Annotated in this window: 25 protein-coding genes and 1 riboswitch; of the genes, 11 read left to right on the forward strand and 14 right to left on the reverse strand. The window is 70.7% G+C overall.

Features of this window, described 5'->3' with window-relative positions; genetic code table 11:
* The first annotated feature begins 69 nt into the window (after positions 1 to 69).
* The 3 genes from mtgA to ACW5DW_RS03480 are packed head-to-tail and all read left to right on the forward strand — an operon-like array spanning position 70 to position 2,205.
* A complete protein-coding gene (gene mtgA, locus ACW5DW_RS03470) occupies positions 70 to 750 on the forward strand; it encodes a monofunctional biosynthetic peptidoglycan transglycosylase (protein ID WP_457018390.1) in 681 nt (226 codons plus the stop codon).
* Positions 751 to 788: 38 nt separating this feature from the next.
* Positions 789 to 1,817: a glycosyltransferase family 2 protein gene (locus ACW5DW_RS03475; protein ID WP_457017380.1), complete on the forward strand. Its 1,029-nt coding sequence runs from the start codon at positions 789 to 791 to the stop codon at positions 1,815 to 1,817.
* On the forward strand, positions 1,777 to 2,205 hold the full coding sequence (locus tag ACW5DW_RS03480) for a CBS domain-containing protein (protein WP_457017381.1): 429 nt from the start codon (positions 1,777 to 1,779) through the stop codon (positions 2,203 to 2,205). Before ACW5DW_RS03475 ends, ACW5DW_RS03480 begins: the two co-directional genes overlap by 41 nt.
* 62 nt (positions 2,206 to 2,267) lie before the next feature.
* Here ACW5DW_RS03480 and ACW5DW_RS03485 read toward each other — a convergent pair whose 3' ends face one another.
* The 5 genes from ACW5DW_RS03485 to ACW5DW_RS03505 all read right to left on the reverse strand — a co-directional run bounded on the left by ACW5DW_RS03485 (position 2,268) and on the right by ACW5DW_RS03505 (position 8,756).
* Positions 2,268 to 4,223: an AsmA family protein gene (locus ACW5DW_RS03485; protein ID WP_457017382.1), complete on the reverse strand. Its 1,956-nt coding sequence runs from the start codon at positions 4,221 to 4,223 to the stop codon at positions 2,268 to 2,270.
* Positions 4,224 to 4,299: 76 nt separating this feature from the next.
* The gene (gene trhA / locus ACW5DW_RS03490) at positions 4,300 to 4,932 is read right to left on the reverse strand and encodes a PAQR family membrane homeostasis protein TrhA (protein WP_457018391.1); all 633 of its coding nucleotides are present in this window, start codon (positions 4,930 to 4,932) and stop codon (positions 4,300 to 4,302) included.
* A 120-nt stretch (positions 4,933 to 5,052) separates the two neighbouring features.
* Positions 5,053 to 6,657 carry a peptide chain release factor 3 gene (locus ACW5DW_RS03495; protein WP_457017383.1) on the reverse strand — a complete coding sequence of 535 codons (1,605 nt, stop codon included), beginning with the start codon at positions 6,655 to 6,657 and terminating at the stop codon, positions 5,053 to 5,055.
* Between the two features lie 96 nt (positions 6,658 to 6,753).
* Positions 6,754 to 7,665 carry a M23 family metallopeptidase gene (locus ACW5DW_RS03500; RefSeq protein ID WP_457017384.1) on the reverse strand — a complete coding sequence of 304 codons (912 nt, stop codon included), beginning with the start codon at positions 7,663 to 7,665 and terminating at the stop codon, positions 6,754 to 6,756.
* Positions 7,662 to 8,756 (reverse strand): phytase, encoded by a 1,095-nt coding sequence (locus ACW5DW_RS03505; protein ID WP_457017385.1) that lies wholly within the window; start codon positions 8,754 to 8,756, stop codon positions 7,662 to 7,664. Before ACW5DW_RS03505 ends, ACW5DW_RS03500 begins: the two co-directional genes overlap by 4 nt.
* A 95-nt stretch (positions 8,757 to 8,851) precedes the next feature.
* Positions 8,852 to 8,979, forward strand: a riboswitch (SAM riboswitch).
* A 99-nt stretch (positions 8,980 to 9,078) separates the two neighbouring features.
* Here ACW5DW_RS03505 and metX point away from each other — a divergent pair.
* Genes metX through ACW5DW_RS03520 form a run of 3 tightly spaced genes read left to right on the forward strand, consistent with a single transcriptional unit; the run spans position 9,079 to position 12,427 of the window.
* Entirely contained in the window at positions 9,079 to 10,122 is a 1,044-nt protein-coding gene (metX, locus tag ACW5DW_RS03510) for a homoserine O-succinyltransferase MetX (RefSeq protein WP_457017386.1), read from the forward strand.
* The gene (locus tag ACW5DW_RS03515; RefSeq protein WP_457017387.1) at positions 10,119 to 11,354 is read left to right on the forward strand and encodes an O-succinylhomoserine (thiol)-lyase; all 1,236 of its coding nucleotides are present in this window, start codon (positions 10,119 to 10,121) and stop codon (positions 11,352 to 11,354) included. Before metX ends, ACW5DW_RS03515 begins: the two co-directional genes overlap by 4 nt.
* Positions 11,351 to 12,427, forward strand: coding sequence for a homoserine dehydrogenase (locus ACW5DW_RS03520; protein WP_457017388.1), 1,077 nt, complete (start codon positions 11,351 to 11,353; stop codon positions 12,425 to 12,427). Before ACW5DW_RS03515 ends, ACW5DW_RS03520 begins: the two co-directional genes overlap by 4 nt.
* Before the next feature lie 9 nt (positions 12,428 to 12,436).
* Here ACW5DW_RS03520 and ACW5DW_RS03525 read toward each other — a convergent pair whose 3' ends face one another.
* Positions 12,437 to 13,819: an L-serine ammonia-lyase gene (locus ACW5DW_RS03525; protein WP_457017389.1), complete on the reverse strand. Its 1,383-nt coding sequence runs from the start codon at positions 13,817 to 13,819 to the stop codon at positions 12,437 to 12,439.
* A 121-nt stretch (positions 13,820 to 13,940) separates the two neighbouring features.
* Between ACW5DW_RS03525 and ACW5DW_RS03530 the strand changes: the two genes are divergently transcribed.
* Together ACW5DW_RS03530 and ACW5DW_RS03535 are read left to right on the forward strand one after the other, a co-directional pair.
* Positions 13,941 to 14,168, forward strand: coding sequence for a glutaredoxin family protein (locus ACW5DW_RS03530; RefSeq protein WP_457017390.1), 228 nt, complete (start codon positions 13,941 to 13,943; stop codon positions 14,166 to 14,168).
* A gap of 32 nt (positions 14,169 to 14,200) precedes the next feature.
* A complete protein-coding gene (locus ACW5DW_RS03535) occupies positions 14,201 to 14,605 on the forward strand; it encodes a hypothetical protein (protein WP_457017391.1) in 405 nt (134 codons plus the stop codon).
* Here ACW5DW_RS03535 and ACW5DW_RS03540 read toward each other — a convergent pair whose 3' ends face one another.
* The 3 genes from ACW5DW_RS03540 to ACW5DW_RS03550 are packed head-to-tail and all read right to left on the reverse strand — an operon-like array spanning position 14,606 to position 16,459.
* Positions 14,606 to 15,172, reverse strand: coding sequence for a YceI family protein (locus tag ACW5DW_RS03540; protein WP_457017392.1), 567 nt, complete (start codon positions 15,170 to 15,172; stop codon positions 14,606 to 14,608).
* The gene (locus ACW5DW_RS03545; RefSeq protein WP_457017393.1) at positions 15,162 to 15,752 is read right to left on the reverse strand and encodes a cytochrome b; all 591 of its coding nucleotides are present in this window, start codon (positions 15,750 to 15,752) and stop codon (positions 15,162 to 15,164) included. The genes ACW5DW_RS03540 and ACW5DW_RS03545 overlap by 11 nt, the downstream gene beginning before the upstream one ends.
* Positions 15,749 to 16,459, reverse strand: a complete 711-nt coding sequence (locus ACW5DW_RS03550; RefSeq protein ID WP_457017394.1) for a YceI family protein — start codon at positions 16,457 to 16,459, stop codon at positions 15,749 to 15,751. The genes ACW5DW_RS03545 and ACW5DW_RS03550 overlap by 4 nt, the downstream gene beginning before the upstream one ends.
* A 254-nt stretch (positions 16,460 to 16,713) precedes the next feature.
* Between ACW5DW_RS03550 and ACW5DW_RS03555 the strand changes: the two genes are divergently transcribed.
* A complete protein-coding gene (locus ACW5DW_RS03555) occupies positions 16,714 to 20,166 on the forward strand; it encodes a two-component regulator propeller domain-containing protein (protein ID WP_457018392.1) in 3,453 nt (1,150 codons plus the stop codon).
* Between the two features lie 127 nt (positions 20,167 to 20,293).
* Positions 20,294 to 21,151, forward strand: a complete 858-nt coding sequence (locus ACW5DW_RS03560) for a DNA ligase (protein WP_457017395.1) — start codon at positions 20,294 to 20,296, stop codon at positions 21,149 to 21,151.
* Between the two features lie 58 nt (positions 21,152 to 21,209).
* Here the strand turns inward: ACW5DW_RS03560 and hemE are convergent, their stop codons facing one another.
* From hemE to ACW5DW_RS03580, 4 genes are all read right to left on the reverse strand, one after another.
* Complete coding sequence (hemE, locus tag ACW5DW_RS03565) at positions 21,210 to 22,283, reverse strand: uroporphyrinogen decarboxylase (RefSeq protein WP_457017396.1); 1,074 nt, start codon at positions 22,281 to 22,283, stop codon at positions 21,210 to 21,212.
* Between the two features lie 73 nt (positions 22,284 to 22,356).
* Entirely contained in the window at positions 22,357 to 22,611 is a 255-nt protein-coding gene (locus tag ACW5DW_RS03570) for a WGR domain-containing protein (RefSeq protein WP_457017397.1), read from the reverse strand.
* Between the two features lie 390 nt (positions 22,612 to 23,001).
* Complete coding sequence (aroB, locus tag ACW5DW_RS03575) at positions 23,002 to 24,108, reverse strand: 3-dehydroquinate synthase (protein ID WP_457017398.1); 1,107 nt, start codon at positions 24,106 to 24,108, stop codon at positions 23,002 to 23,004.
* A complete protein-coding gene (locus ACW5DW_RS03580) occupies positions 24,105 to 24,668 on the reverse strand; it encodes a shikimate kinase (protein WP_457017399.1) in 564 nt (187 codons plus the stop codon). The genes aroB and ACW5DW_RS03580 overlap by 4 nt, the downstream gene beginning before the upstream one ends.
* Positions 24,669 to 24,773: 105 nt before the next feature.
* On the opposite strand from ACW5DW_RS03580, the gene ACW5DW_RS03585 reads away from it, so the two are divergent.
* A complete protein-coding gene (locus ACW5DW_RS03585; protein ID WP_457017400.1) occupies positions 24,774 to 24,977 on the forward strand; it encodes a dodecin family protein in 204 nt (67 codons plus the stop codon).
* Between the two features lie 391 nt (positions 24,978 to 25,368).
* Here the strand turns inward: ACW5DW_RS03585 and ACW5DW_RS03590 are convergent, their stop codons facing one another.
* Positions 25,369 to 26,199: a kinase gene (locus ACW5DW_RS03590; protein ID WP_457017401.1), complete on the reverse strand. Its 831-nt coding sequence runs from the start codon at positions 26,197 to 26,199 to the stop codon at positions 25,369 to 25,371.
* Positions 26,200 to 26,208: the final 9 nt, after the last annotated feature.

Below are 26,208 nucleotides of genomic sequence, written 5' to 3' on the forward strand. Positions count from 1 at the left end.
TTGCCCGCAGACCGCGCTCCCGGCCCGGTGCCCGTCCCGCCGCGGCGCCGCTGGCTGCGGCGGGTGCTGATGCTGCCGCTGTGGCTGCTGCTGTTGACGGTGCTGCAGGTGGCCACGCTGCGGTTCGTGGATCCACCGTTCTCGAGCTTCATGGCCATCCGCCAGGCCGAGGCCTGGATGCAGGGGGAGTGCACGTTCCGCATCGCGCACGACTGGCGCGACCTGGATGCGATGGCGCCGTCGTTGCCGGTGGCGCTGATCGCCGCGGAAGACCAGAACTTCGCCACGCATTCGGGTTTCGACCTGGAGGCGATCGGACAGGCCCGCAAGCGCAACGAGCGCGGCGGGCGCCTGCGCGGCGGCAGCACCATCAGCCAGCAGTTGGCCAAGAACCTGTTCCTGTGGCAGGGCACCAGCCCGCCGTCTCGGTGGCTGCGCAAGGGCGTCGAGACCTGGTACACGGTGCTGATCGAACTGCTCTGGCCGAAGCGTCGCATCCTCGAGGTCTACGCCAACGTCGCCGAGTTCGGCGACGGCGTCTACGGCGCGCAGGCGGCGGCGCGCAGCTTCTTCGGTCGCGATGCGTCCGCGCTCTCGACCGCGCAGAGCGCCCGGCTGGCGGCGGTGCTGCCGAGTCCCAAACGCTACAGCGCGTCCCGTCCCGGCCCGTACGTGCAGCGGCGCACGCAGGCGATTGAACGCAACATGCGCCAGATCGGCGGTGCCGCCTATGTCGAGGCGCTGGAGTGAGCACGTCGACCCTCGCCGTCTCCGCTACGATGCGCGCAATGGACCATGACCTGCTGACCGTCGTCGTCGCGGCACGAGACGAAGCCGAAGCGCTGCCGCTGCTGCACGTGCGGCTTGCGCGCGTGCTTGATGCGCTGGAGGCCGATCGGGTCGAGGGCCGGATCCTGTATGTGGACGACGGCAGCCGCGACGGCACCTGGGACGTGATGCGCGGCCTGGCCAACGGTGACCGCCGCGTGGGGCTGCTGCGCCTGTCGCGCAACTTCGGCAAGGAGGCGGCGCTGACCGCCGGCCTCGACCATGTGGTCGAAGGTGCCGCGATCATCCTCGATGCCGACGGCCAGGATCCGCCCGAGCTGATCCCGCAGTTCGTGGCCCGCTGGCGCGAGGGCTACGACGATGTCTACGGCATGCGCGAGCAGCGCGACGGCGAGGGCTGGCTCAAGCGTTCCAGCGCACACGTTTTCTACCGCGTGATCCAGCGCCTGTCGAACACGCCGATCCCGACAGACACCGGCGATTTCCGCCTGCTTTCGCCGCGCGCCGTTGCCGCGTTGCGACAGTTGCGCGAGCGCCACCGCTTCATGAAGGGGCTGTTCGGCTGGATCGGCTACAACCGCATTGCGCTGCCGTACCGGCGCGAGCCGCGCGCGGCCGGGCACAGTAAGTTCAGCTTGTGGAAACTGTGGAACTTCGCGCTCGAGGGCATCACCAGCTTCTCGACCGCACCGCTGCGGCTTGCGACCTATCTGGGGCTGGCGGTCGCGCTGCTGGCGTTCGTGTACGCGATCGTGATCGTGGCCAAGGCCGTGTTCCTCGGCGACCCGGTCGCCGGCTGGCCGACGATGATGTCGGTGATCCTGTTCCTGGGCGGCGTGCAGCTGGTGGCGCTGGGCCTGATCGGCGAATACCTCGGGCGCCTGTACGAAGAATCCAAGCAGCGCCCGCTGTACCTGCTCGACGACTGGCATCCCGCGGCCACGGGAGTATGCTCGGGAGCATCGCAACCATCGGGAGGGAAGCGCCATGCGCACGGTGCGTCAACTGCTGGAAGCCAAGACGCCTGAGGTGTTCGCGGTCGCCCCCGATGCCCCGGTCATCGACGCGATCCGCCTGATGGCGGCCAAGGGCATCGGCGCGGTGCTGGTGATGGACGGGTCCAGGCTGGTCGGCATCCTGTCCGAGCGCGACTACGCGCGCAAGATCGTGCTGGAGGGACGCTCGTCCAAGGACACGGCGGTCAGCGGGATCATGACTTCGCAGCTGATCACCGTGGGCCCGGACCACGTCGTGCCCGACTGCATGCAGATGGTCACGCGCAACCGGATCCGGCACCTGCCGGTGATCGAGAACGGCGCGGTCGTGGGCATGATCTCGATCGGCGACCTGGTGGCCGCGGTGATCGAGGACCAGCAGCACGAGCTGGACCAGCTGCAGCGCTACATCGCCGGCTGACCCACGCCGGGTCGTTGTTGGCCAAGCACGTTTTCTGCCCGCGCCCTCACTTCCCCGCAATCTCACTTCGCGTATTTGCCGCCGCAGTCGCTGTCCTCGCCGGGGCCCAGTTCGAGCGTGGCCAGCAGCGCCGCGGGCGGGGCGATGCTGCCCAGCGCCAGGGCGATCGCGCCGCGCAGGCCCAGGCGTGCCATGTCCGGACGGAAGGACGGATCGGCGAAGGTCCCGCCGACATGCAGCGGTGAGCGGAGCGCGAGGATGCTGCGGTCCTTGGGCCGCGGCCGCAGTTCCAGGTCCAGGGTCTCTTCGCCCAGGTCGATCTGGCCTTCGCCGACGATGATCGTATCGGTGGTATCGAAGGCCAGCGCGCGCGAATCCATCACGCCCTGCTTGACCCCGAAGTCGGCGAACGCGCAGCGCACCGGCACCTTGCGGTCCTTGCCCAGCAGGTATTTCACCGATTCGTAGATGTCGATGCCGGCCAGTTCCACCAGCAGGTTGCTGATTTCGCCGCGGCCCATGCCCACGGCGACGTCGCCATCGGCGGTGGCCAGCATGGCCGCGACCGAATTGCCGGTGCCGGCCAGGTTGAAGTCTCCGGCCAGGCGCCCGACCGTGTCCTTGGCCAGTTCGACATCCGGGAACAGCTGCGACAGTTCCACCTGCCGGAGGTTTGCCTTGACCCGGGTATGGATCGTGTCGCGGCTTGCATCCATGCGCACGTCGGCGCGGATGTCGCCACCGGCGACGCCGAAGTTGAGCGGGTCGAGCCGCACGACGCCGGCCTCGAGCAGCAGGTGCGCGTCCATGTCGTCGAGAGGCAGCTTCGGCGAGTTGATGCGGCGCGCGTGCAGACGCACGTCCGCGTCCATCGAGCGCAGCTTGTGCAGTTCATAGGGCTGCGAAGGCAACACCTTTCCCTGCGCCGCCTGCTTCGCGGCCTGTGCAGCCAGCTGGGGATCGAGCTTTTCGCCCTCGGCATCCGGGGCGCCGCCGACGAAGCCGGCGAGATCGTCGAAGTCGAGGCGGTCGGACACCAGGTCGGCCTTGAAGAACAGGCGTTCGCCGCCGGTCGTGACCGCGACCGATCCACCCAGATCGCTCTGCCCCACTTCGCCCGTGAACGCGTCGTAGTGCCAGGTGTTGCCATCGCGGGTGAGCCGGCCGTCGACGGAGTACGGAGGCGAGTCGGGCAAGGCCAGGCCGAGCAGCGGATACAGATGCGCGAGGTTGCGCCCGGACAGCGCGAACTGCAGGTCGAAATCACGCAGGCGGAAGGGATCGATCAGGCTGCCGCGGGCGTGCGCGCGGGTCGCGCCGGCGCGCGCGCGAAGGTCGAGTCGGAATGGGCGTTCGGTGTCCTGCAACTCGAGCGGCGATTCGGCCGTGCCCTCGAGGCTGAACTCGTTGCCGCTCCATTCGCCCTGTCCCTCCAGCGCGACGGAGGGTGCGGCCCCGTCTTCTCCCTCGCTGCTGGCCAGCTGGATATCGATGGCGGTGCGGCTGCGCGCGTCGTCGAAGCGCAGGCGACCGTCCTCAACCCACAGCCGGCGCAGCTGCAGCGGCTCGCCCCCGTCGTCGTCGAAGCCGAAATCCCAGTTGCCCGGGCTGCCGTCGGGGCCTGTCTCCAGATGCACGTCCGGCGTCACCAGGCGCACCTCGGGCAGGCGGACCTTGCCGACCAGGAGCGGCCAGAACTCGAACTGCAGTGCGAGGCGATCGGCCGTGGCCATGTCCGCGTGTTCCGACCATTCGGCGTTGCCCAGCCTCAGGCTGTCGGCGGTGACGGTGGTGACGCGGCCAAGATCGACGTCGAGGTCGCCGGCGATGTCGAACTCGCGGCCGGTGCGCGCTTCCACCAGGCGTTCGACCGGCCCCTTGAACCAGTTCCAGTCCCACAGCAGCACCAGCAGCACGATCGCAGCGGCTACGACGCCGACGACGGCGAGCGTGCGTCGTGTAGGCCGGCGACGGCGGGGCGCACTGGGCGGGTGGGCGTGTTCAGGGGTACTCGGCATGCGCCAAGACTTGCGCGTGTCGCGTCACACCGGCGCGAAAGTGGTTTAAATGTTCAGCTTCGCGAAGCCGGCGTATTCAGGCCTGTGGCACAACCTGCGCCAGCACCGCCACGTAATGGCAGACGCTGCCGGCGATGCAGAACAGGTGCCAGATCGCGTGCGCGTAGGGAATCTTTTCGCGGTGGTAGAAGAATGTGCCGAGCGTATAGAACACGCCGCCGGCGATCAGCCAGCCGAAGGTCCAGCCGTCGAGGTTGGCCATCACCGGCTTGATCGCGACCAGCACCAGCCAGCCCATCGCGACATAGATCAGGGTGGACAGCTTTTTGAAGCGGCCGGTGTAGAACAGCTTGAACACCACGCCGGCCAGGGCAAGGGTCCAGATCGTCGCGAACAGGCCCCAGCCCCAGGGGCCGCGCAACCCGATCAGGGTGAACGGGGTGTAGGTGCCGGCGATCAGCAGATAGATCGCGCAGTGGTCGAAGACCTTGAGCCTGCCTTTGGCGACCGGGTGCCGGGTCGAGTGGTAGAGCGTGGACGCCACGTAGAGCAGCAGCAGGCTCACGCCGAACACGATCGCAGCGCCGAGCTGCCAGCCATCGCCATGGATGGCAGCCAGCGTGATCAGCACTGCGCCGCCGGCCAGTGCCGCGGCCGCACCGAAGCCGTGGGTCAGGGCGCTGGCGATCTCGTCGCGAATACGCGCCAGGCGCGCGGCGCGCCGGCGAACGCGCACGTCGTGGCGTGCTTCCCGGAATTCGCTATGGGGGGTACTCACGCAGATACGTTACCGCATTGCCGGTGGAGGCGCCCTGTCGGGCGGCGCAGCTCAGTCCGCCGCCACTGCGTGCGCATGCTCGCGCGTGGCCATGAAGCGCACCGCGGGCGAACGTTCCTGGGCCAGTTGCAGGTTGACCCGGGTCGGGGCGAGGTAGACCAGTTCGCCGGCGGCGTCGATCGAGAGGTTCATCGCGTGCTTGTCGCGGAACTCCTCGAGCTTGCGATCGTCGTCGCACTTGATCCAGCGCGCCGTCGCGACCTGCACCTGCTCGAAGATCGCATCCACGCCGTACTCGTCCTTGAGCCGGTAGGCGACCACTTCGAACTGCAGCACGCCGACCGCGCCCAGGATCAGGTCGTTGCTCATCAGCGGGCGGAAGAACTGCGTGGCGCCTTCCTCCGACAGCTGCGCCAGGCCTTTCTGCAGCTGCTTGAGCTTGAGCGGATCGCGCAGGCGCGCGCGGCGGAACAGCTCCGGCGCGAAGTTGGGGATGCCGGTGAAGCTCAACGACTCGCCCTCGGTGAAGGTGTCGCCGATCGAGACCGTGCCATGGTTGTGGATGCCGATGACGTCGCCGGGCCAGGCCTCCGCCGCGATTTCGCGGTCGCTGGCCATGAAGGTCAGGGCGTTGGCCAGCTTGTGTTCCTTGCCGGTGCGCACATGGAAGGCTTTCATGCCTGCGACAAACCTGCCCGAGCACACGCGCATGAAGGCGACGCGGTCGCGGTGCAGCGGGTCCATGTTGGCCTGGATCTTGAACACGAAGCCGGTGAGCTTGTCTTCCTGCGGCGCCACCTCGCGCCCGGTGGTCGCGCGCGGACGCGGCGACGGGGCGTGCTCGACGAAGAAGTCCAGCAGCGGCTGCACGCCGAAGTTGTTGACGCCCGAGCCGAAGAACACAGGCGTCTGCTTGCCCTCCAGATAGGCCTGCTTGTCGAAGGCATGGCTGGCACCCTGCACCAGTTCCAGTTCCTCGCGCAGCTGCGCCAGCACGCCTTCCCCGATCCTGCCGGCCAGCTCGGGCGCATCGAGCGAGGGGAAGATGGTCGAATCCTGGCGGGTGAAGTTGCGACCCTGTTCGTACAGGTGCACTTCGCCGGTGAGCAGGTGCACCACGCCCTTCAGGCGCTGGCCCATGCCGATCGGCCAGGTCACCGGTGCGCACTGGATGCCGAGCACCGATTCGACCTCGTCCAGCAGGTCGATCGGGTCCTTGCCCTCGCGGTCGAGCTTGTTGATGAAGGTCATGATCGGCGTGTCGCGCATGCGGCACACCTCCATCAGCTTGATCGTGCGCTCCTCCACGCCCTTGGCCACGTCGATCACCATCAGGGCGCTGTCGACCGCGGTGAGTACCCGGTAGGTGTCCTCGCCGAAGTCGGCGTGGCCGGGGGTGTCGAGCAGGTTGATGATGCGGCCCTCGTAGGGGAACTGCATCACCGAGGACGTGACCGAGATGCCGCGCTCCTTCTCGAGCGCCATCCAGTCGGAAGTCGCATGGCGCGAGGTCTTGCGCGATTTGACAGAGCCAGCCATCTGGATCGCGCCGCCGAACAGCAGCAGCTTTTCGGTCAGCGTGGTCTTGCCCGCGTCGGGGTGCGAGATGATGGCGAAGGTGCGCCGGCGCGCGGCTTCTTTGGAAACGTCGGGCATGGCGATACCCGCCGCGGTGGCGCCGGGAGTGTGCGGAAAGCCGGAAATTATACGGGGTCCGGTGGGCGGGGGTGGCCAATCGCAGGCTCGGCGCGCTCACTCCGCGGCGGAGGCCTCGCCGAAACGCAGGATTCCCTCCGGCCCGAACATCCGGAACGGCACCGAAGCCAAGCGCATGCCGCGGTTGGCCTGGACCACGAAGTGCAGGTGCGGGGCGGTGCTGTGGCCGGTGTTGCCGGAGCGGCCGATGGCCTGCCCGCGGCGCACGAGCTGGCCGACGCGGACCAGCACGCCGCCGGCCTGCAGGTGGGCGTACAGCGCCATCGTGCCGTCGTCGTGCAGCACGCGGATGAAGTTGGCGCGCGCCAGCAGGGTGGCCTCGTCCTCGCCGGGTGCGGCCTCGTCAAAGCCGGCCTCGGCCTGCATCACCACGCCGTCGCGTGCGGCCACCACGGGCGTGCCCACCGGCGCGGCGAAATCCACGGCATGGCGGTTTTCCGCGTCGTCATGGCTGAAGCCGCCGCCCCAGGCCTGTTGGATGCGCAAGGGCGCGGAGGGCAGCGGCCAGGCGTACTCGACATCGCGCGGCCGAGCGTTGGGAGAACCCGGCACGGCGATTACACGCAGCCGCGGGTTGCCATGGCCGATGCGCGCCAGCAGCGCGGCCGAATGCGGCTGCACCGTGCCGCGCGCGGGCAGCGCGGGATCGCTGGTGGAGGCGGCCCCGCCATCGGCATGCAGCATCACCTCGATCGGCCCGGCCAGCAGATTGTCGACCCAGGCCAAGGCGCCGCCATCGGCCGGCTCCACCCGCAGGCGCGCAACCGCCGCGGCCTCGGCCTGGGCGGCGATGCGCTCCACGCCGTGGGCCGGGGCGGCCTCGTCCACGCGGTCGGCGTAGTGGGCGCGGCCCTGTGCGTCGGTCCAGCGGTAGGCCGTCGAGGCCTGCGTGGTCGTGGCGGCCAGCGCGAGCGCCGCGATGCCGGCCGTCAGCAGGCGCCGGTTCATTGCGCGCAGGCCGGGTCCAGGCCAAGTGCGCGGGCGACATCGCGCAGGTCGAAGGCGGCGACCGCGCGATCGCTGTGGACCGCGAACAGGACGCCGGCCGGGAAGCGCGCGGTCGGCGCGGCATGCAGGGCGACGCCGTCGGTCCAGGCGGTGACCTGCCCGCTGAAGGCGCCGCGCGGGGCCAGGCTGGCCCGGTCGAACACGCGGAACACGGTCAACGGACGCAGCTGGTCGGAAACGATCCAGTAGCCGGTGTCGGCGGTACAGGCCCACAGCGCAATGCCCTCGGGCTCGGCCTGGAAAGCGCCCGGGCGCACGCCGCCGCCGGTGAAGCGGCCGTCGAGCGTGTACTCGCGCAGGGCGGTGCCGGTGCGCGTGTCCTCGTCCGCGACCAGCAGGCGCCCGTGCGCCGGGTCCCCCAGCAGCGACTCGACCATGCGCAGCGCGCTGTCCTGGCCGGTGTCGCCGAAAGAGTCGATGTATTCGGGTACCGGCCGCCCACCGCCATCGAAGCCGACGCGGAAGCGGCGGACGCGCTGGGCGAGCTGCGGCAGCGGCGGCACGGTCTTGAAATCGGCGCCCTCCATGAAGCTGTCGGTCACGTAGACATGCAGCTCGCCCGGTTTGGTTTCATACGCCCACAGACCGTAGGGGCTGCGCAGCTGGCCTTCGCCGAAGCTGCCCAGCGGGCGGAATTCCGGCAGCGAGAGCATCTGCACGCGACGGTTGTCGCGCTCGGAGACGAACAGCATGTCGCCGTGCACGAACACGCCGTTGGGGCGCAGGAACGCGCCGTCGGCGGTGCCGCGGTGGCCGACGCTGCGCAGCTGCTCGCCGCTGTCCGCGTCGAAGACCACCAGCTCGTGGGTGTTCTTGGCCGTGGCGATCAGCCAGGTGCCACCGTCCTCGGTCGGCCAGGTGGCCAGCGAGTCGAGCTCGTCGTCGGGATTGTCGAGCGTGATGTAGCGCTCGGGCACGGTGGCGACATCCGCGGGCGGCGCAGCGGAAGGACCGGCCGGCATCACCGGGGCGTGCGGAGTCGCGCAGGCGGCCAGCAGCAGGGCCGCCATGAAGGGAAGGGCAAGGCGCATCGGCGGATTATCGCCGCAAGCGGTCGCCAAACATCGTATCGCTTCATCTGCATGAAGCGATTGACAAGCCGGCCGGGCGCTGGCAACCTGCGCGACATCCATCGAGACCGGCTGAGGGACAGGCCCGAAGAAGCCGGGGCAACCTGATGGAGACGACCGCAAGGTCGACTCTGTCGCGGTGCCAAGTCCTGCGGGGACCTGAGTGTCTACCGGAAGATGGTTGTGCAGCACCGCTCGCGGTGGATGCGCATCTGGCCGGTCCTGCCGGCACTCTTCCGATCCCTGCAAGCCTCGTTGGGCGTCCTTTCCAACGGATTGCGCCATGGGTCTTGTCCACGCCACTGCCAGCTCCTGTCCGCCGCCCGCCGTGGCGACGGTGGATGCGCGCGCGCCCGTTGCCGATCCGGCGGGGCCGCGTCGCGGCGTGCTGGACCTGGCGCTGCCGTTGCGCCATGCGGGATCGCGCCAGGTCCGCGTCGCCTGGGAGATCGCCGGTCCGGCCGGTGCGCCGGTGGTGCTGGTGGCCGGCGGCATTTCCGCCCACCGCCACATCGCGGCAAACGCGGAATTCCCCGAGGCCGGCTGGGCGAACGACCTGGTCGGGCCAGGACGCACGCTGGATCCCGCGCGCTGGCGCATCCTGGGTTTCGATTACCTCGGCGCCGATGGCCGCATCGATGCGCCGCTCGACACCGCTGACCAGGCCGATGCCGTGGCCGCGCTGCTCGATGCGCTGGGCATCGATGCGCTGCGTGGTTTCGTGGGCTATTCCTACGGCGCCCTGGTCGGGCTGCAGGTCGCGATCCGCCATCCGGCCCGCGTCGCAACCCTGGTCGCCGTGAGCGGCGCGCATCGTGCACATCCCTACGCCGCTGCCTGGCGCGCGCTGCAGCGCAAGGCGGTCGCGCTCGGCCAGCTGCAGTGCGCCGACGTGCAAGGGCTGTCGCTGGCGCGCCAGTTCGCGATGCTCAGCTACCGCACGCCGGAAGAGTTCGAAGAGCGCTTCGATGCGCCGCCGGAAGTGATCAACGGGCGCGTGCGCGTGGCCGCCGAGGACTACCTCGACGCCGCCGGCGCGCGCTTCGTCTCGCGCACGCCGGTCAACGCCTGGCTGCGCCTGTCCGAATCGATCGACCTGCACCGCATCGACCCCGCGCAGGTGCGCGTGCCGACGCTGGTGGTCGCGGTCGAGGGCGACCGCCTGGTGCCGTTGTCGGACTCGGTGGCGCTGGTGGAAGGGCTCGGCACCAACGGCCAGCTGCGCGTGCTGCGCTCGGCTTACGGCCACGACGCATTCCTGAAGGAAACCGACCGCATCGACGGCATCCTCGCCGGCGCGCTGCGCAACCCTGGAGAACCCGCATGACCGCCAGTTCCACGCCCGTTGCCAGCCACGGGGCCTGTCGCCCCGCCACCAGCGCGGTGCGCGCGGGCATCGACCGCGACACCGCCTACGGCGCGGTGACGCCGCCGATCGTGCTGTCGAGCAACTTCAGCTTCGACGGCTTCGGCAACAAGCGCGAGTACGACTACACCCGCAGCGGCAACCCGACCCGCGACCTGCTCGGCGAGGCGCTGGCCGAGCTCGAGGGCGGCGCCGGTGGCGTGGTCACCGCGACCGGCATGGGCGCGATCACCCTGGTGCTCAACGCGCTGCTCTCCCCCGGCGACAAACTGGTGGTGCCGCACGATGCCTACGGCGGCAGCTGGCGCCTGTTCAACGCGCTGGCAAACAAGGGCCATTTCGAACTGATCACCGCCGACCTCACCGACCCGCGTTCGCTGGCCGCGGCGCTGGCGCAGTCGCCGAAGCTGGTGCTGATCGAGACGCCGTCCAACCCGCTGCTGCGCGTCACCGACCTGCGCTTCGTGATCGAGGCCGCGCATCGCGCCGGCGCGCTCACCGCGGTCGACAACACCTTCCTGTCGCCGGCGCTGCAGACGCCGATCGCGTTTGGCGCCGACGTGGTGCTGCATTCGACCACCAAGTACATCAACGGCCACAGCGACGTGGTCGGCGGGGCGGTCGTGGCCAGCACGCGCGAGCTGCACGAGCAGTTCGCCTGGTGGGCGAATGCGCTGGGCATCACCGGCTCGCCGTTCGACAGCTTTCTCACCCTGCGCGGCCTGCGCACCCTGGACGCGCGCCTGCGCGTGCACCAGGAGAACGCGCAAGCCATCGCCCAGCAGCTGGAAGCGCACCCGGCGGTGACCAGGGTGCACTTTCCGGGCCTGGCGTCGCACCCGGGGCACGCGCTGGCGTCGCGCCAGCAGAGCGGCTTCGGCGCGATGCTGTCGCTGGAGCTCGAGGGCGGCGTCGAGGCAGTGCGCGCCTTCGTCGACGGCCTGCAGCACTTCACCCTGGCCGAATCGCTGGGCGGCGTGGAAAGCCTGGTGGCGCACCCGGCCTCGATGACGCATGCGGCGATGACGGCCGAGGCGCGTGCAGCCGCCGGGATTCCCGACGGACTGCTGCGGCTGTCGGTCGGCATCGAGGCCTGCGAGGACCTGCAGGCGGACCTGGCCGCAGCGCTCGAGCGTGCGCTTGGCGCCGCCGCAGCCGTTTGCGACGCGGGCCTGCAGCAGGTGGACGCATGAGTACAGTGACGCCGATCCGTCCCGCCGCGCCCGCGCGCAGTGGCCGCGTTGCGCTGCTGGGCACCGGCGTGGTCGGCAGCGCCGTGGTTGCGCGCTATCGCCAGCTGGTCGAACGCGGCATCGCGCTGCCGGCGTTCGCCTGGCTGAGCAACTCGCGCGTGCAGGTCAGGGCCGGCGATTCGCTGGACGAGGCCATTGCGCAGGCGCGGTCCGCGCCGCGGGCCACGGTTGCGGTGCCGCCATGGGCCGAGGGCGAGTCGCTGGTGCGCGGCGACATCGTCATCGACGCCACCGCCAGCGACACCGTCGCCGGCTGGCATCCGGAATGGCTGCTGCGCGGCATCCACGTCGTCACCGCCAACAAGCTTGGCAACGGCGGCGACCTGGCACGCGCGCAGGCGATCGTCGATGCGCAGCGCGAAGGCGCCCGCTACGGGGATTCGGCCACGGTGGGTGCAGGCTTGCCGCTGCTGCGGCTGCTTCGCGAACTGGTCGCGGGCGGCGACCGCATCCATGCCGTGGAGGGCGTGCTTTCGGGTTCGCTGGCCTGGCTGCTGTCGCGTTACGACGACACGCGTCCGTTCTCGGACCTGGTCCGCGAGGCGCGCGATGCCGGCTACACCGAACCGGACCCGCGCCAGGACCTGTCGGGCGAGGACGTGCGCCGCAAGCTGCTGATCCTGGCGCGCGCGGCGGGCCTGCCGCTGGAGGCGCGCGAGATCCGGGTGTCGTCGCTGGTGCCCGACGCGCTGCGCGACGTCGCTGCCGATGCGGTCGACGTGCAGCTGTCCGCACTCGACGCGCCGCTGCGCGAACGCTTCCTCAACGCCTACCGGAACGATGCGCGGCTGTGCTTCGTCGGCCGCTTCGACGCCGAGCGCGGCGCCAGCGTTGGGCTGCGTGCGCTGCCGCTGTCGCATCCCCTGGCCATCGGCAACGGCACCGACAACCGTGCCGCGATCTTCAGCGACCGCTACAGCGAACAGCCGCTGGTGATCCAGGGGCCGGGCGCGGGCGCGAAGGTGACGGCGGCGGCGCTGCTGGACGACGTGCTGCGGATTGCGAACGCCTGAGGGTGGAGCTCAACACTCGATGATGTTCACCGCCAGCCCGCCGCGGCTGGTTTCCTTGTACTTGTCCTGCATGTCGCGGCCGGTCTGGCGCATGGTGCGGATCACCTTGTCCAGGCTCACCTTGTGCTTGCCGTCGCCGCGCAGGGCCATGCGGCTTGCGTTGATCGCCTTGACCGAACCCATCGCGTTGCGCTCGATGCAGGGAATCTGCACCAGCCCGCCGATCGGGTCGCAGGTCAGGCCGAGGTTGTGCTCCATGCCGATCTCGGCCGCGTTCTCGACCTGCCCGGGCGTGCCGCCCAGCGCGGCGGTGAGGCCGGCGGCGGCCATCGAGCAGGCCACGCCCACTTCGCCCTGGCAGCCGACTTCGGCGCCAGAGATGCTGGCGTTTTCCTTGTAGAGGATGCCCACCGCCGCGGCGGTGAGCATGAAGTCGAACACGCCCTGTTCGCTGGCGCTGGGGCAGAAGCGGTCGTAGTAGTGCAGGACCGCCGGGATGATCCCGGCGGCGCCATTGGTCGGCGCGGTGACCACGCGACCGCCGGCGGCGTTTTCCTCGTTGACCGCGAGCGCGTAGAGGTTGACCCAGTCGAGCACGGTCAGCGGATCGCGCATCGCCGCTTCCGGGCGTGCGAGCTGTTCCTTGTACATCGCTGGCGCCCGGCGCGGCACGTGCAGGCCGCCGGGCAGGGTGCCTTCCTCGCGCATGCCGCGCGCCACGCAGGCCTGCATCGCCGCCCACAGTTCGCGCAGGCCGTCGGCAATCTCGGCCTCGCTGCGCCAGCTCTTCTCGTTTTCCAGCATCAGCTGGGCGATCGTGAGGCCGTGCAGTTGCGTCTGCGCCAGCAGTTCGTCCCCGCTGTGGAAGGGATATGGCAGCGGCGTGGTGTCAGCGACGATGCGGTCCTTGGCCGCCTCGTCCTGGTTGACCACGAAGCCGCCGCCGACCGAGTAGTAATCGCGCGTGGCCAGTACCTCCCCAGCCGCGTCGAAGGCGGTGAAGCGCATGCCATTGGTGTGGTGCGGCAGCTTCTGGCGCTTGTTCATGACCAGGTCGCGCTTTTCGTCGAACGCGACCGGGTGCAGGCCGCCCAGGACGATGCGCTTCTCCCCGCGGATGCGCGCCAGCGCGCCGGGGATGATGTCCGGATCGATCAGGTTGGGCAGCTGTCCTTCCAGGCCCATCAACAAGGCCTTGTCGGTGCCGTGGCCGCGGCCGGTCAGTGCCAGCGAGCCGAACACCTCGGCGCGTACCTGCGCCACTTCGTGCAGGCGCCCCGGTTCCACCAGCCAGCGCTCGACGAAGCGCGCCGCCGCCCGCATCGGGCCCACCGTGTGCGATGAACTCGGTCCGATGCCGATCTTGTAGAGGTCGAAGGTGCTGACGGACATGGCGTATTCCTGATTCTGCGCAGCCATTGTATTGGTTGCGTCCGTAACACAGGCGGTACGGTGCGTCGCGCCGCGGCAGCCGCTACGCTGCGTTTCCCGTCCGGATCCGGCCCGCCACCGCATGTGCCGCTACATCCTCTACCAGCGCGACGACTGCCACCTGTGCGACCAGGCCATCGAACTGCTGGCGCGGGTCCGCTTCGCCGAGCCGCGCAGCGTCTTCATCGACGACGATGCCGACCTCGAGGCGCGCTACGGCATGCGCGTGCCGGTGCTGCTCGATACGGCCACCGGCGCGGAGCTGGACTGGCCGTTCGATCCGGCGCAGCTGCAGGCCGCGGCCAGGTGAAGGCCTCGGTCCTGGCGGCGGGGATGATGATGATGGCAAGCGCGACGGGCACGGACGTGCACCTGGGCAAGCCCGCCGCGGGTGGCGATCCGCAGCGCTGGCAGGGCATGGCGCTGGGCGTTTTGGTTGATCCAGCGCAGGTGGAGCGGATCATCCTGCTGCGCGCGGTGACCAGCGCCCCCCGCGAACTGGACCTGGCCAACCTGCGCCGCATCCTGGCCGAAGGTGCGGCCCTGCCGCTGCAGGTACCGGACGCACCGCCGCCGCCGCCGTGGCAGCCGCGCGACGGCATCTGGCATGCGCTGCTGCTGATGCGTACCGGGCAGGTGTTCGACCTGGAGATCCACGCCGGGGATGGCGGACTGCGCGGCTGCCTCGCCGCCGAAGACGGCGCGCGGGGCTGTTTTGTGCTGCCGCAGGGGCCGGGCGCGCCCTGATCAGGGCGCCTGCGTGAGGAACACCCGCGTGCTGATCGCCACTTCGTCCGGGATCGCGCCGGTATCGGCCCAGTCGCCGCCGCCCACGCCGAACTCCAGCCGCCGCACCGTCGCGCGGCCCGCGAGCAGGGCGGGACTGCCCGGCGTCCAGGTGAACTCGAGCGTCACTGGCCGGCTCACGCCGCGCAGGCTGAGCGTGCCGTCGGCTGCATAGCGGTCATCGCCGAGTGCGCGGAAGCTGTCCGCCACGTAACGCGCCCTGGCGAACTTCGCCACGTTGAAGAAATCGCCGCTCGACAGGGTCGAATCGCGGTCGGCGTTGCCGGTCTGCGTGCCCGCCAGCTCGATGGTGACGTCGAGCCGCGCTGCATCGAGCTGCTGCGGATCGAAGCTGAGCTTCGTGTCGAAGCCGCCGAAGCGGCCGGTGAACACCTCGCCGTCGTACTTCGTGGCGAAGGCGAGCGAGGATCCGGGCGCCTGCACGTAGTCGGCGGCGTGCGCGGGCGTGGCCAGCATCGCCACCAGCATGGCGGCGACGGCGGCGGGTGTGGTGAGACTATTGGACATGGTCGGTGTTCCCGAGGGGGGCAGGGCGCGCGCCGCGGCGGGGCAGCATGCGCCGCAGGGTGTCGTCGCGCTGGAAGATGTGATGGTAGAAGGCGGCGCCTGCATGCACGGCCACCAGCATGGCCAGCACCCAGAACAGCAGCCCGTGCGCCTCGCGCGCCAGATCGGCCAGCCATTCGTTCGGACCCACCAGCTTGGGCATGTCGAACTGCCCGAAGTAGCGGAACGGGCGCAGGCCGCTGGCCGAATCATAGAGCCAGCCCGACAGCGGCATCGCCAGCACCAGCGCATACAGCAGCCAGTGGGTGATGTTGGCGGTCGTCGACTGCCAGCCGGGCGTGCCCGCCACCGGCGCCGGCGCACCGGCATACAGCCGCCAGCCCAGCCGCGCCAGCATCAGCGCCAGCACGGTGATGCCCAGCGACTTGTGCGCGGTGTAGACCCAGAAGTATTTCGGTGTGCGCGGCAGCTCGCCCATGGTCAGGCCGACGATGGCAAGCACCAGGATCAGCAGCACGATCAGCCAGTGGAAGGTCTGGCTGACGTGGCCCCAGTGTTCGCGGGAGTTGCGCAGGCTCATGGTTCGGGTTCCGGTTCGGGAATGGGCGTTGGCTCGGCATCGTCGTCGGCATCGTCCTCGGGCGCCGGGGCGTCGGGCGCCTGCGCGTCGTCGGCATCGGTGCCATCTTCGGCAGCGACGCGCGTGCGCGTGGCCTCGGCTTCGATCCTGAGTTGCACGGTGTCGCCGATCATCGAGCGCCAGGCGGTGATGCCGAAATCCGAGCGCGCCAGGGTCGCGGTCGCCGAGAAGCCGACGGTGCGCCGGAATGGCGGCAGCGGATGGCGCCGGGCGCCGTTGAGTTCGACCTGCAGCGCCACCTCGCGGCTCATCCCGCGCAGCTCGAGCAGGCCGTGGACGATGGCCCGGCGCTCGTCCAGCGGCTCCACGCGGGTGGAGCTGAACGTCGCGACCGGATGGTCTTCCGCGTCGAGCAGGTTGCGCGCGAGCGTGGCGCGGTTCCAGGCCTCGTCGCCGAAGTCCAGGCGCTGCAGCGGGATCTGCACCTCCACGCGTGCACCGGACCAGTCGCCGGGCGTGAAGTGGAGGGTGCCGGTGCTGCCCGAGATCGTGCCCAGCGCGGTGGAGAACCCGGCGTGGTCGACCGCGACCAGGATGCGCGTATGCACCGGATCGAGCGCATAGGCCACCGGCTCCGCGCGCGCGATGCCGGCCAGGGCCAGCATCAGGCAGGCGCTCGTGCTCAGGCGGATGAGGATGCGCGGCATTGGCGGCTCGGCGGCGGGACGGGTTGCGTTGCCCGCATTCTAGGCTGCGGCGCCGGGCCGGGCCGGTCCGGGCTTGCGCCGGCAACGATGCATTGCGACGATGCGTGGCCGCGTGCCCCGGGTGCGCCAGGGACAGGCACGGCGAGCGGGGAGGCCGGGTGCGGGCGATCGCGTTGACAGCGTTGTGGTGGTGGCTGCTGGCCGCGTGCGCGCAGGCCGGGGCCGCGCCGCCTGCCGCGCCGCCGCAGCTGCCGATGCCGCGCCAGCTCAGCGTCTACGACGGCCTGCCCTCGAACCGGATCAACGCCCTGGCCGAGGACCGCCAGGGCTACCTGTGGATCGGCACCCGCGATGGCCTGGCCCGCTACGACGGCGTCGGCTACCGGGTCTGGCGCGTTGGCGACGGGCTGAACGACAACCACGTCTGGACCGTGTTCGTGGACGAGAGCGACCGGGTCTGGGTCGGCACCCAGAACGGCGGCCTGGCGATGCTCGACGCGCAGCGCCGTGGCTTCGTCCACTTCGACCGTGGCACCCACGCGCAGATCGGCAGCAACGACGTGTGGTCGGTGGCGCAGACGCCCGATGGCGCGATCTGGTTCGGCACCGCCGACGGCGGCCTGCACCGCATCGACGCCGACGGCACGATCCGGCGCTTCATGCCCGAGGTCGGCAACCCGCGCAGCCTACCTTCGCCCGCGGTCACCTGGCTGCGCGTGGATCGCCGCGGGCGGCTGTGGGTGGGCACCTACCAGGGCCTCGCGCGCTGGACCGGCGACGGTTTCGACCGCCTGCTGCAGGACGTGCGCCCCAGCCCCGCGGTGAACGCGCTGGTGCTCGACCAGGCCGGCGACCTGTGGATCGGCACATCGAGCAGCGCCTGGGTGTATCGCGACGAGAGCGGGCACATCGAGCCCGCGCCGTGGCTCGACCCGGTGCTCGGCCTGCCGGTGCTGAGCATGCTGGTCCAGGACGCACAGGGCGCGCACTGGCTCGATACCCGCAGCGGCCTGGCGGTGGAGCGCAACGGTCGCGTGGAGGACGTGCCGCTGTACAGCAGCACCAGTCGCGGCCTGGTGCGTCCGGCCTGGTCGGCCGCGCTGGAGGATCGCGAGGGCGGGCTGTGGCTGGCCAGCTCCGAAACCGGGCTCTGGCACCTGCCGGCCAACTGGCGCAATTTCACCGTGCTGCGGCGCCAGCTCGACGACCCGGACTCGTCCGGCAATGCCTTTGTCTACAGCGTTACGCCGGCCATCGACGGCGGCCTGTGGCTGGTCGGCACCGGCGGCGTGCTCGACTGGCTGGATCCGCAGACCGTCCAAGTCCAGCACCGCATCGACGGCGTCTGCGGCGACATGCTGCCCTACGTGGTGCGCGAGGTGCGCGACCGCAGCGTCTGGATCGGCTGCCACGGATCGGTGACGCGCTACGACCCGGCGAACGGCACCCTGCGCCGCTGGCACCAGGCCGACGCGGTCGATCCCGCACCGGCGGGCGTGATCACGCAGATCGCCGAAGAGCCGGACGGCGCGATCTGGCTGGGCGCAGCCGACTCGCTGCAGCTGCGTTCGCCGGACGGCAGCCTGCGCGAGGTGATGGCGGCGGGCGGGCCGGAGGGCTTCCCGGCCCGCAATGCGCTGCAGCAGATGTCGCGCGGCCCGGATGGCGCGCTGTGGCTGGCGACTGCCCAGGGCCTGCTGATGTGGAATGCCGGCGCGCGCCGCTTCGAGCCGGTCCCGGGCGGGCCGCCGTGGCAGGTGTTTGCCTTCGGCTTCGCACCGGACGACACGGTCTGGGTGGGCGGCAGCGGCATCCTGGTGTCCTACCGCTGGACCGGCGCGGAGCTGATCGCCGAGCGCACCGTGGATGCGCGCCACGGCCTGCCCGCGGTGGCGGCGGGCGGCCTGGCCGTGGATGGGCTGGGCGTGGTCTGGATGAGCACGCCACGTGGCCTGGTGCGCTACGACCCGCAGCGCGAGCGGCTGCGCGTGTACAGCGTGCTCGACGGCCTGCCGAGCCAGCAGTTCAGCGATTATCCGTTCGAAGCCTCGGCGCGCGGCTATATCGCGGTGGGGACCGCGGACGGGCTGCTGCTGTTCCACCCGCAGCACGTGCAGGTCAGCGACCGCGCGCCGACGCTGGCGATCGAATCGGTGCTTGCGCGCCGCGGCGAGGAACTGCTGGAGCTGCCGGCCGGCGCGCCGATCGTGCTGCGCCACGATGACCGCGACCTGCGCGTGACCGCCCGCCTGCTCTCGTTCACCGACGCGCATGCGCATCGCTACCGCTTCCGGCTGGAGGGCTACGACCCCGACTGGGTCGAGGTCGGCGCTTCGGGCGAGCGCATGTTCCCGAGCCTGCGCCACGGCGACTACGTGCTGGAAGTGCAGGCGCGCACCGCCGACGACGAATGGACCCCGGTGCAGCGCCTGGATTTCGTGGTCCAGGAGCCTTGGTGGCGCACCGGCACCGCGACCGCGGTCTGGGTGCTGGGCGCGCTGGCGCTGCTGGCGCTGCTGGCCAGCCAGTACCGCGCGCGGCTCAAGCGCCGCCACGCGTGGCAGCTGGCCGAACACAAGCGCGAGCTGGCCGAACAGGCCTCGCTGGCCAAGACCCGCTTCCTCGCCACCCTGGGCCACGAGGTGCGCACGCCGATGACCGGCGTGCTGGGCATGAGCGAGCTGCTGGCGGCGACCGAGCTGGACGCGCGCCAGCGCGGCCACGTCGAGTCGATCCGGCGCGCCGGCGAGCACCTGCTGCGCCTGGTCAACGACGCGCTCGACCTGGCCCGCATCGAGGCCGACCGCCTGCAGCTCGACCAGCAGCCGTTCGACCTGCACGCGCTGGTGCGCGAGACCGTCGCGTTCTGTGCGCCGCAGGCGCAGCAGCGCGGGCTGGAATTCCACGAGGACATCGCCGCCGACGTGCCGCGCTGGGTGCTGGGCGATGCCGGGCGCGTGCGCCAGATCCTGCTCAACCTGCTTGGCAACGCGGTCAAGTTCACCGAGCGCGGCAGCGTCGGACTGCAGGTGGCGGCGCTGCAGCCGTCGGGCGTGCGCCTGATCGTTCGCGATACCGGGCCGGGACTCAACGAGGAGCAGAAGCAGCGGCTGTTCCGCCGCTTCGAACAGGCCGAAGGCGCGCGTACCAGCGCACGCTACGGCGGCAGTGGCCTGGGGCTGGCGATCTCGCAGGAACTGGCCGCGGCCATGGGCGGCCGCATCGGGATCGAAAGCGCGCCGGGACAGGGCACCGCCTTCATCCTCGACCTGCCGCTGCCCGACGCCGAGCCGCCGGCCACCGCCGCACCGGCGCCCGCTGCCGCACCGGGCCGCGCGCTCTCGCTGCTGCTGGTCGAGGACGACGCCACCATCGCCCAGGTCGTGGCCGGGTTGCTGCAGGCGCAGGGCCACCACGTGACCCATGTCGCGCACGGGCTGGCGGCGCTGTCGGAGATCGCCGCGCAGGTCTTCGACGCGGCCCTGCTCGACCTCGACCTGCCCGGCCTCGACGGCCTGAGCCTGGCGCGGTTGCTGCGCCAGAAAGGATTCGCCCAGCCACTGCTCGCGGTCACCGCCCGCACCGATGCCGAAGCCGAGGCGGCCACGGCCGAGGCCGGATTCGACGGCTTCCTGCGCAAGCCGGTCACCGGGGCGATGCTGGCACAGGCGCTGGCCGCGGTCCTTCCCGCCGGGGCGGCCGACTAGCAGGCAGGCGGGCAATGCGGACCCCGGCACGCGGTGTTTTCCGACCCGCCGCGCCGACCCGGGCCCGATAGGCGAGGCCCCTGCGGGACGGGACGATGGCGCTCGTCATCCGCTGTGGAATCACGCCATGCGTGCATGTCTCGTGCTCTTGTGCTTCCTGCTGCTCGCGCCCGCCGCGCCCTGCGGCGCGCAGCCGCCAACGCTCATGCTGGCCATGGACTACGAGCCGGGCGTCGTCGTCGCCGACTACTGGGTCAGCGAGAAGCTCGACGGCGTGCGCGGGCGCTGGGACGGACGCGCGCTGTGGACCCGCGGCGGCAGCCGCATCGACGCACCGGGCTGGTTCGTCGCGGGTTGGCCGCCGGTGCCGTTGGATGGCGAACTCTGGATCGGTCGCGGCCGCTTCGACGAAGTGAGCGGCATCGTGCGCGCGCAGCGTCGGGACGAGGCGGCGTGGCGGCAGGTGCGCTTCATGGTGTTCGACCTGCCCGGGCACGCCGGAGGCTTCGGTGAGCGACTGGTGCAACTGCGCGCCCTGCTCGCCGGCGCGGGCGTCGCCTGGCTGCAGCCGGTGCCGCAGCAGCGCTTCGCCGATGCGGCGGCCCTGCAGGCGCGGCTCCGGGCCGTGGCCGCGGCCGGCGGCGAGGGCCTGATGCTGCACCACCGTGATGCGCGCTACCGCGCCGGGCGCAGCGATGGGCTGCGCAAGCTCAAGCCCCATGCCGACGCCGAGGCGCGCGTGGTCGGGCATACGCCCGGCCGCGGCAAATATGCGGGCATGACCGGCGCGCTGCTGGTCGAGCGTGCGGATGGCGTGCGCTTCCGCCTGGGCAGCGGACTTGACGATGCGCAACGCGCCGCGCCGCCGCCGGTCGGCAGCCTGGTGACGTATCGCTACAACGGCCATACCGGCAATGGCGTGCCGCGCTTCGCGCGCTTCCTGCGCGTGCGCGATGAGGCGCCGCCGCCCGACCCGGGGCGGTGACGGCGGAACCTACGGTCACGCGCCGCTCAAGCCGGCTCGAAACGTGCGCCGGAGCGGATCAGCGCGCGCTGTAGGCGTGGACCTCGTCAACCAGCGCTGCGACGTGGTCGGGGTCCATGTCCGGCGACATGCCGTGGCCGAGGTTGAACACATGGCCGTCGCGCGAGCCGCCGTTGCCGTCGCGGTAGCTGTCGAGCGCGCGACGCACCTCGCGGCGGACCGCCTCGGGCGAGCCGTACAGGGTGGTCGGATCGAGGTTGCCCTGCAGTGCGACCTTGCCTCCGGTGCGGCGCGCGGCCTCGCCCAGTTCCACCAGCCAGTCCACGCCGACGCCGTCGGCGCCGGTGGCGGCCAGTTCCTCGAGATAGGGGGCGGTGCCCTTGCCGAACAGGATCAGCGGCGTGCGCGCATCGCCTTCGCCACGCTCCAGCTCGCGCGCGATGCGCTCCAGGTAGGGCAACGAGAACTCGCGGTACATCGCCGGCGACAGCACGCCGCCCCATGTGTCGAACACCTGCAGCGCCTGCGCGCCGGCCGCGCGCTGCGCGGCCAGGTAGGCGATGACGGCATCGGTGTTGACAGAGAGCAGCGCGTGCAGCGCCTGCGGCTCGTTCAGCGCCATCGCCTTGATCCGTGCGAAGTCCTTGCTGCCGGCTCCCTGGACCATGTAGCAGGCCAGGGTCCAGGGGCTGCCGGAGAAGCCGATCAGCGGCACCGAGCCGTCGAGCTCGCGCCGGATTACCCGCACCGCGTCCATCACGTAGCGCAGTTCGGTCTCCATGTCGGGCACGCCGAGCCGCGCGACGTCGGCAGCGCTGCGCACGGGCCGCTCGAACTTCGGTCCTTCGCCGTCGACGAAATACAGGCCCAGGCCCATCGCGTCAGGGATGGTGAGGATGTCCGAAAACAGGATCGCCGCGTCCAGCGGAAAGCGGCGCAGCGGCTGCAGCGTCACTTCGCAGGCGGTGTCCGGGTTCTTGGCCATCGCCAGGAAGCTGCCGGCCTGGCGGCGGGTTTCGCGGTATTCGGGGAGGTAGCGGCCGGCCTGGCGCATCAGCCAGACCGGCGTGTGGTCCACGGGCTCGCGGCGCAGCGCGCGGAGGAAACGGTCGTTCTTGAGGGGACTGGTCATGGGGCTCCGTATCCGGTCATCGGGCCGGACAAGTGCAGAAGGTCGAGGGCAGCGCGGCCGCAGGGCGAGGTTGTCACCTCGGCGCGCCCGCGCCTTCGGCGTACATCAGCTGGAAGCCGCGCTTGAGCTGCGCGTCGCGCGCCTGCTCGAGCGCGGTCAGTGCGCTGGCGTGGTCCATGTGCTGCTCGCGGCGCAGGGTGCTGCGGCCGCCGGTCTGGCCGGTTTCGCGCAGCAGAGTCCACGCGCCCAGCAGGTCCTGCTGCAGGGTCAGCTGCACGAAGCGCGGGGCTTCGCGGCCATCGGGGCGTTGTTGCAGGAGCAGGCGCATGGGCCGGCCATTGTACGTCGCGGCACGGCTGGGCTCCGTCATGGCGATCAGATTCAGGGCTCCGGCTGGGTCGTTCCGGGCCGGGGGTTGCTCCTCGGCTCGGTCAGCCATCCATGGCTGACTCGCCGCCGCAGCGCATCCATGCGCTGCTTTCCGCAACCCCCGCCCCGGAACGACCATCGCCCAGTCACTGGCATAGCTTCGAAACGAAGCATCGCAGCACCAGTCGCAGTGAGCCGCGTCCTGGCGGCCGGGGATCGCGACAAGCAAAACATGGATGTTTTGCGCGCGAGTCAGGGCAGGAAGCCCTGACCGAGCGGAAAGCGATCCCCGGCCGACACGGCGCGGCGTCCACTCGAAGGCCGGGAAAGGACTTGCGCCATGGCCTCCTTAAAAGACCGCTTTGCAGGCCTGCAGCACGTCCCGCACAGTGTCTTCCGGCACGTCTGCCTGCACTCGGGCGCGGCCGGCGCCTTCCCAGACGATGAAGCGCAGGCCGCCGGCCTGGGTCTTCTTGTCCAGACGCATATGGGCGATCAGCGCATCCGGATCCAGGCCGGGCGGCGGGTCCACCGGCAGGCCGAAGCGCAGCAGCAGGTCGCGCAGGCGGCCGGTATCCGCCGCCGCGGCCAGCCCCAGTCGTTCGGACAGGCGCGCGGCCTGGACCATGCCCACCGCCACCGCCTCGCCGTGGATCAGGCCGCCGTAGCCCTGTTCGGTCTCCAGCGCGTGGCCGAAGGTGTGGCCGAAGTTGAGCAGCGCGCGCTCGCCGTGCTCGAAGGGATCGCGCTCGACGATCGCGGCCTTGTGCGCGCAGCTGCGCGCGATGGCTTGGGCCAGTGCGTCCTCGTCCATCGCCAGCAGCGCATCGGCATGGGCGTCGAGCCAGTCGAGGAAGTGCGCATCGACGATCGCGCCGTACTTCACTACCTCCGCCAAACCCGCGCGCAGTTCGCGCGGCGGCAACGTGCGCAGCGTGGCGGTGTCTGCCAGCACCGCGCGTGGCGGATGGAAGGCGCCGACCAGGTTCTTGCCCTGCGGCAGGTCCACCGCGGTCTTGCCGCCGACCGAGGAGTCGACCATGGACAGCAGCGTGGTCGGCAGTTGCACGCAGTCCACGCCGCGCATCCACGCGGCCGCGGCGAAGCCGGCCAGGTCGCCGACCACGCCGCCGCCGAGCGCGTATATCGTGGCGTCGCGGCGCGCGCCTGCACGCGCGATCGCGTCGATGGCCTCGCCGAAGTGCGCCAGCGTCTTGGACGCCTCGCCGGCGGGCATCGTCCAGTGCGCCAGGCGCAGGTCGGCGTGCGTGCCGCGCAGCGTATCCAGCACGCGCTGCAGGTACAGCGGTGCAACGGAGTCGTCGCTGATCACGAACGCGTCGCGCCCGCGCAGCGTGCCGGTGAGCAGGCCGCCCTCGCCAAGCAGGCCCTGGCCAATGGTGATTGCATACGGACGGTCGCCGCCGACGGCGACCTCGCGACGGTGCTGGTTCATGCGGTGGTGGTTTCCTGGATGCCGGATTGCGGGATGCGGTTCCACTGTGCCTGCAGCAGCCGCGCCAGCTGCGCGGTGGCCTGCGGTGGGAAGCGCTGGTCCGTGTCGAAGCACAGGTCGGCCACTTCGAGATACAGCGGTTCGCGCAACTCGGACAGGCGCTGCAGCACCTGCTCGCGGTCGTCGCCGGCGATCAGCGGCCGGCTGCGATCGCGCGCAAGGCGCTCGACCTGGCGCGCGAGGCTGACCTGCAGGTACACGACGAAGCTGCGCGAGCGCATCCGCTGGCGCGAACCGGCATCGAGCACCGCGCCGCCGCCGGTGGCGATCACCAGGCCCTCGCGCTGCAGCAGGTCGGCCAGCGTCGCGGATTCGCGCGCGCGGAAGCCGGGCTCGCCCTCGCATTCGAAGATGGTGGGAATGGTGGCGCCGGTGCGCGTCTCGATTTCGCGGTCGACGTCGACGAAGACCAGGCCGAAGCGGCTGGCCAGGCGCTTGCCGATCGAGGACTTGCCCGCGCCCATTGGGCCGACGAGCACGAGGTTTGGCGCGGGATTCATCGCCCGGATCCTAGCAGGACACACGCTCTGGCCGCTGCGTTAACGTGCGCCGGCGCAGTCTGTTGCAACCGCGACGATTCCGTCGCCATTCCAGAGGCACACGCCATGGCCGTTGCGAAAGTCATCGAGATCAATTCGTCATCGAAGACCAGCGTCGAGGACGCGGTGAAATCCGGGTTGAGGAAGACAGCCGAATCCGTCAAGAACATCCAGGGTGCCTGGATCAGCGAAACCAAGGTCGTCACCGATCGCAGCGGTGAGGTGATCGAGTGGCGGGTGAACATGCGTGTAACCTTCGTGGTCGACTGACCGGACCGGTCGCAGGCTGCGTTGGACCCTGCGGGCGCGGCCTTCCGGCCGCGCATTCCGGCCGGGGAAACGGCCCCAGACGGAGTCCGCGCATGGGCATGGGAATCCTCCCCTGCTGCTGACGCTCAACGCCGGCGAGTAGCCTGGCGTGCTGGCGATCGAGGGGTATGACCATGACTACCCGGGCGGGCCCACGCTGCCCGAGCGCTATCGCCCCCACATCGCAGCCTCGCCCTACCTCAGGTGCGCGGCCACGGCCTAGGCGCGATGTCTGTCGCCGCCCGGGCGGATCCAATGGCCGACGCCCGCAGGATCGGTCGACGGGTGGAGCGGCCTGCCACGCAGGCGGGGAATGGGCGTTGTTCCGGGCCGGACGCAGATCGGGGCGGTGTCACGCACTGGCCCACGTCGAGGCCGGTGTCGGCCGGCGCCCTGCATCCAGCGTGAGCACGCGGCCGGCGATCCGTGGCAGCGTGCGCAGCGCCTGGCGACTGACCCGTTCGTAGTGCTGCACGAAGCGCTCGAGCTGCGCCCGCGTCATGCCCGCGCGCAGCGGATCCTGCGCCTGCAGCGACTGCTCCTGCTGCCAGCGCCAGTCGGGAACGACTTCGAAGCCCGGCGGCTGCAGGAACAGCAGCCGGTCGATCCGCCGCCAGAGCGGCGGGTAGTCGCGGGCAAGTGCGTCGTTGCAGTGCCGGCGCCAGGTGCCGCCAACGTCCTCGTCGCGTTCGAGCGCATTGACTGGCGTGCGCAACGCCTCGTCCGTTTCCGGTGGCGTGCCGAGGAACCAGCCTTCGAAGACGACGAGGTCGATGCTGCGCACTTCGCGCCAGCGCTGCGGCGGCATGCGGCGGTCGCCCAGCTTGTCGAATGCGGGCAGCCGTGCATGCCCGCCGCTGCGCAGCGCATCCAGCGTCGTGCAGGCGAGCGGCAGGTCGTGCGTGCCGGGCGGGCCGCGAGTGGCGAGCAGCGGATGCACCTCGCGCGCGAGCCGCTGCCGCTCTGGCCGGTCGAGATAAAAGTCGTCCACCGACACCGCCACCGCGCACAGTCCGCGCGCCGAGGCCGCATCGACCAGCTGGGCGGCGACGGTGGACTTGCCGCTGCCCTGCAGGCCGGAGATGCCGTACACCTTCGTGCCGGCGGCCATGTCGTCGAGCAGCGACGCGACCAGATCGTCCGCGAAGCCATGCTGCGGAGCGGAGTGCGCAGTGGGGACCATCGCGCCACA

The organism is Luteimonas sp. A482 (assembly GCF_054072655.1).

Excerpts from the sequence above, each read along its gene's own strand:
- ACW5DW_RS03485 (WP_457017382.1), bottom strand. The coding sequence starts at position 4,223 with ATGCCGAGTACCCCTGAACACGCCCACCCGCCCAGTGCGCCCCGCCGT.
- ACW5DW_RS03545 (WP_457017393.1), bottom strand. The coding sequence starts at position 15,752 with ATGAGCCTGCGCAACTCCCGCGAACACTGGGGCCACGTCAGCCAGACC.
- metX (WP_457017386.1), top strand. The coding sequence starts at position 9,079 with ATGGGTCTTGTCCACGCCACTGCCAGCTCCTGTCCGCCGCCCGCCGTG.
- ACW5DW_RS03520 (WP_457017388.1), top strand. The coding sequence starts at position 11,351 with ATGAGTACAGTGACGCCGATCCGTCCCGCCGCGCCCGCGCGCAGTGGC.
- mtgA (WP_457018390.1), top strand. The coding sequence starts at position 70 with ATGCTGCCGCTGTGGCTGCTGCTGTTGACGGTGCTGCAGGTGGCCACG.
- ACW5DW_RS03505 (WP_457017385.1), bottom strand. The coding sequence starts at position 8,756 with ATGCGCCTTGCCCTTCCCTTCATGGCGGCCCTGCTGCTGGCCGCCTGC.
- hemE (WP_457017396.1), bottom strand. The coding sequence starts at position 22,283 with ATGACCAGTCCCCTCAAGAACGACCGTTTCCTCCGCGCGCTGCGCCGC.
- ACW5DW_RS03540 (WP_457017392.1), bottom strand. The coding sequence starts at position 15,172 with ATGTCCAATAGTCTCACCACACCCGCCGCCGTCGCCGCCATGCTGGTG.
- ACW5DW_RS03480 (WP_457017381.1), top strand. The coding sequence starts at position 1,777 with ATGCGCACGGTGCGTCAACTGCTGGAAGCCAAGACGCCTGAGGTGTTC.
- ACW5DW_RS03525 (WP_457017389.1), bottom strand. The coding sequence starts at position 13,819 with ATGTCCGTCAGCACCTTCGACCTCTACAAGATCGGCATCGGACCGAGT.
- ACW5DW_RS03495 (WP_457017383.1), bottom strand. The coding sequence starts at position 6,657 with ATGCCCGACGTTTCCAAAGAAGCCGCGCGCCGGCGCACCTTCGCCATC.
- ACW5DW_RS03535 (WP_457017391.1), top strand. The coding sequence starts at position 14,201 with ATGGCAAGCGCGACGGGCACGGACGTGCACCTGGGCAAGCCCGCCGCG.
- ACW5DW_RS03550 (WP_457017394.1), bottom strand. The coding sequence starts at position 16,459 with ATGCCGCGCATCCTCATCCGCCTGAGCACGAGCGCCTGCCTGATGCTG.
- ACW5DW_RS03555 (WP_457018392.1), top strand. The coding sequence starts at position 16,714 with ATGCCGCGCCAGCTCAGCGTCTACGACGGCCTGCCCTCGAACCGGATC.
- ACW5DW_RS03580 (WP_457017399.1), bottom strand. The coding sequence starts at position 24,668 with ATGAATCCCGCGCCAAACCTCGTGCTCGTCGGCCCAATGGGCGCGGGC.
- ACW5DW_RS03500 (WP_457017384.1), bottom strand. The coding sequence starts at position 7,665 with ATGAACCGGCGCCTGCTGACGGCCGGCATCGCGGCGCTCGCGCTGGCC.
- ACW5DW_RS03515 (WP_457017387.1), top strand. The coding sequence starts at position 10,119 with ATGACCGCCAGTTCCACGCCCGTTGCCAGCCACGGGGCCTGTCGCCCC.
- ACW5DW_RS03475 (WP_457017380.1), top strand. The coding sequence starts at position 789 with ATGGACCATGACCTGCTGACCGTCGTCGTCGCGGCACGAGACGAAGCC.
- ACW5DW_RS03570 (WP_457017397.1), bottom strand. The coding sequence starts at position 22,611 with ATGCGCCTGCTCCTGCAACAACGCCCCGATGGCCGCGAAGCCCCGCGC.
- ACW5DW_RS03585 (WP_457017400.1), top strand. The coding sequence starts at position 24,774 with ATGGCCGTTGCGAAAGTCATCGAGATCAATTCGTCATCGAAGACCAGC.
- ACW5DW_RS03560 (WP_457017395.1), top strand. The coding sequence starts at position 20,294 with ATGCGTGCATGTCTCGTGCTCTTGTGCTTCCTGCTGCTCGCGCCCGCC.
- aroB (WP_457017398.1), bottom strand. The coding sequence starts at position 24,108 with ATGAACCAGCACCGTCGCGAGGTCGCCGTCGGCGGCGACCGTCCGTAT.
- ACW5DW_RS03590 (WP_457017401.1), bottom strand. The coding sequence starts at position 26,199 with ATGGTCCCCACTGCGCACTCCGCTCCGCAGCATGGCTTCGCGGACGAT.
- ACW5DW_RS03530 (WP_457017390.1), top strand. The coding sequence starts at position 13,941 with ATGTGCCGCTACATCCTCTACCAGCGCGACGACTGCCACCTGTGCGAC.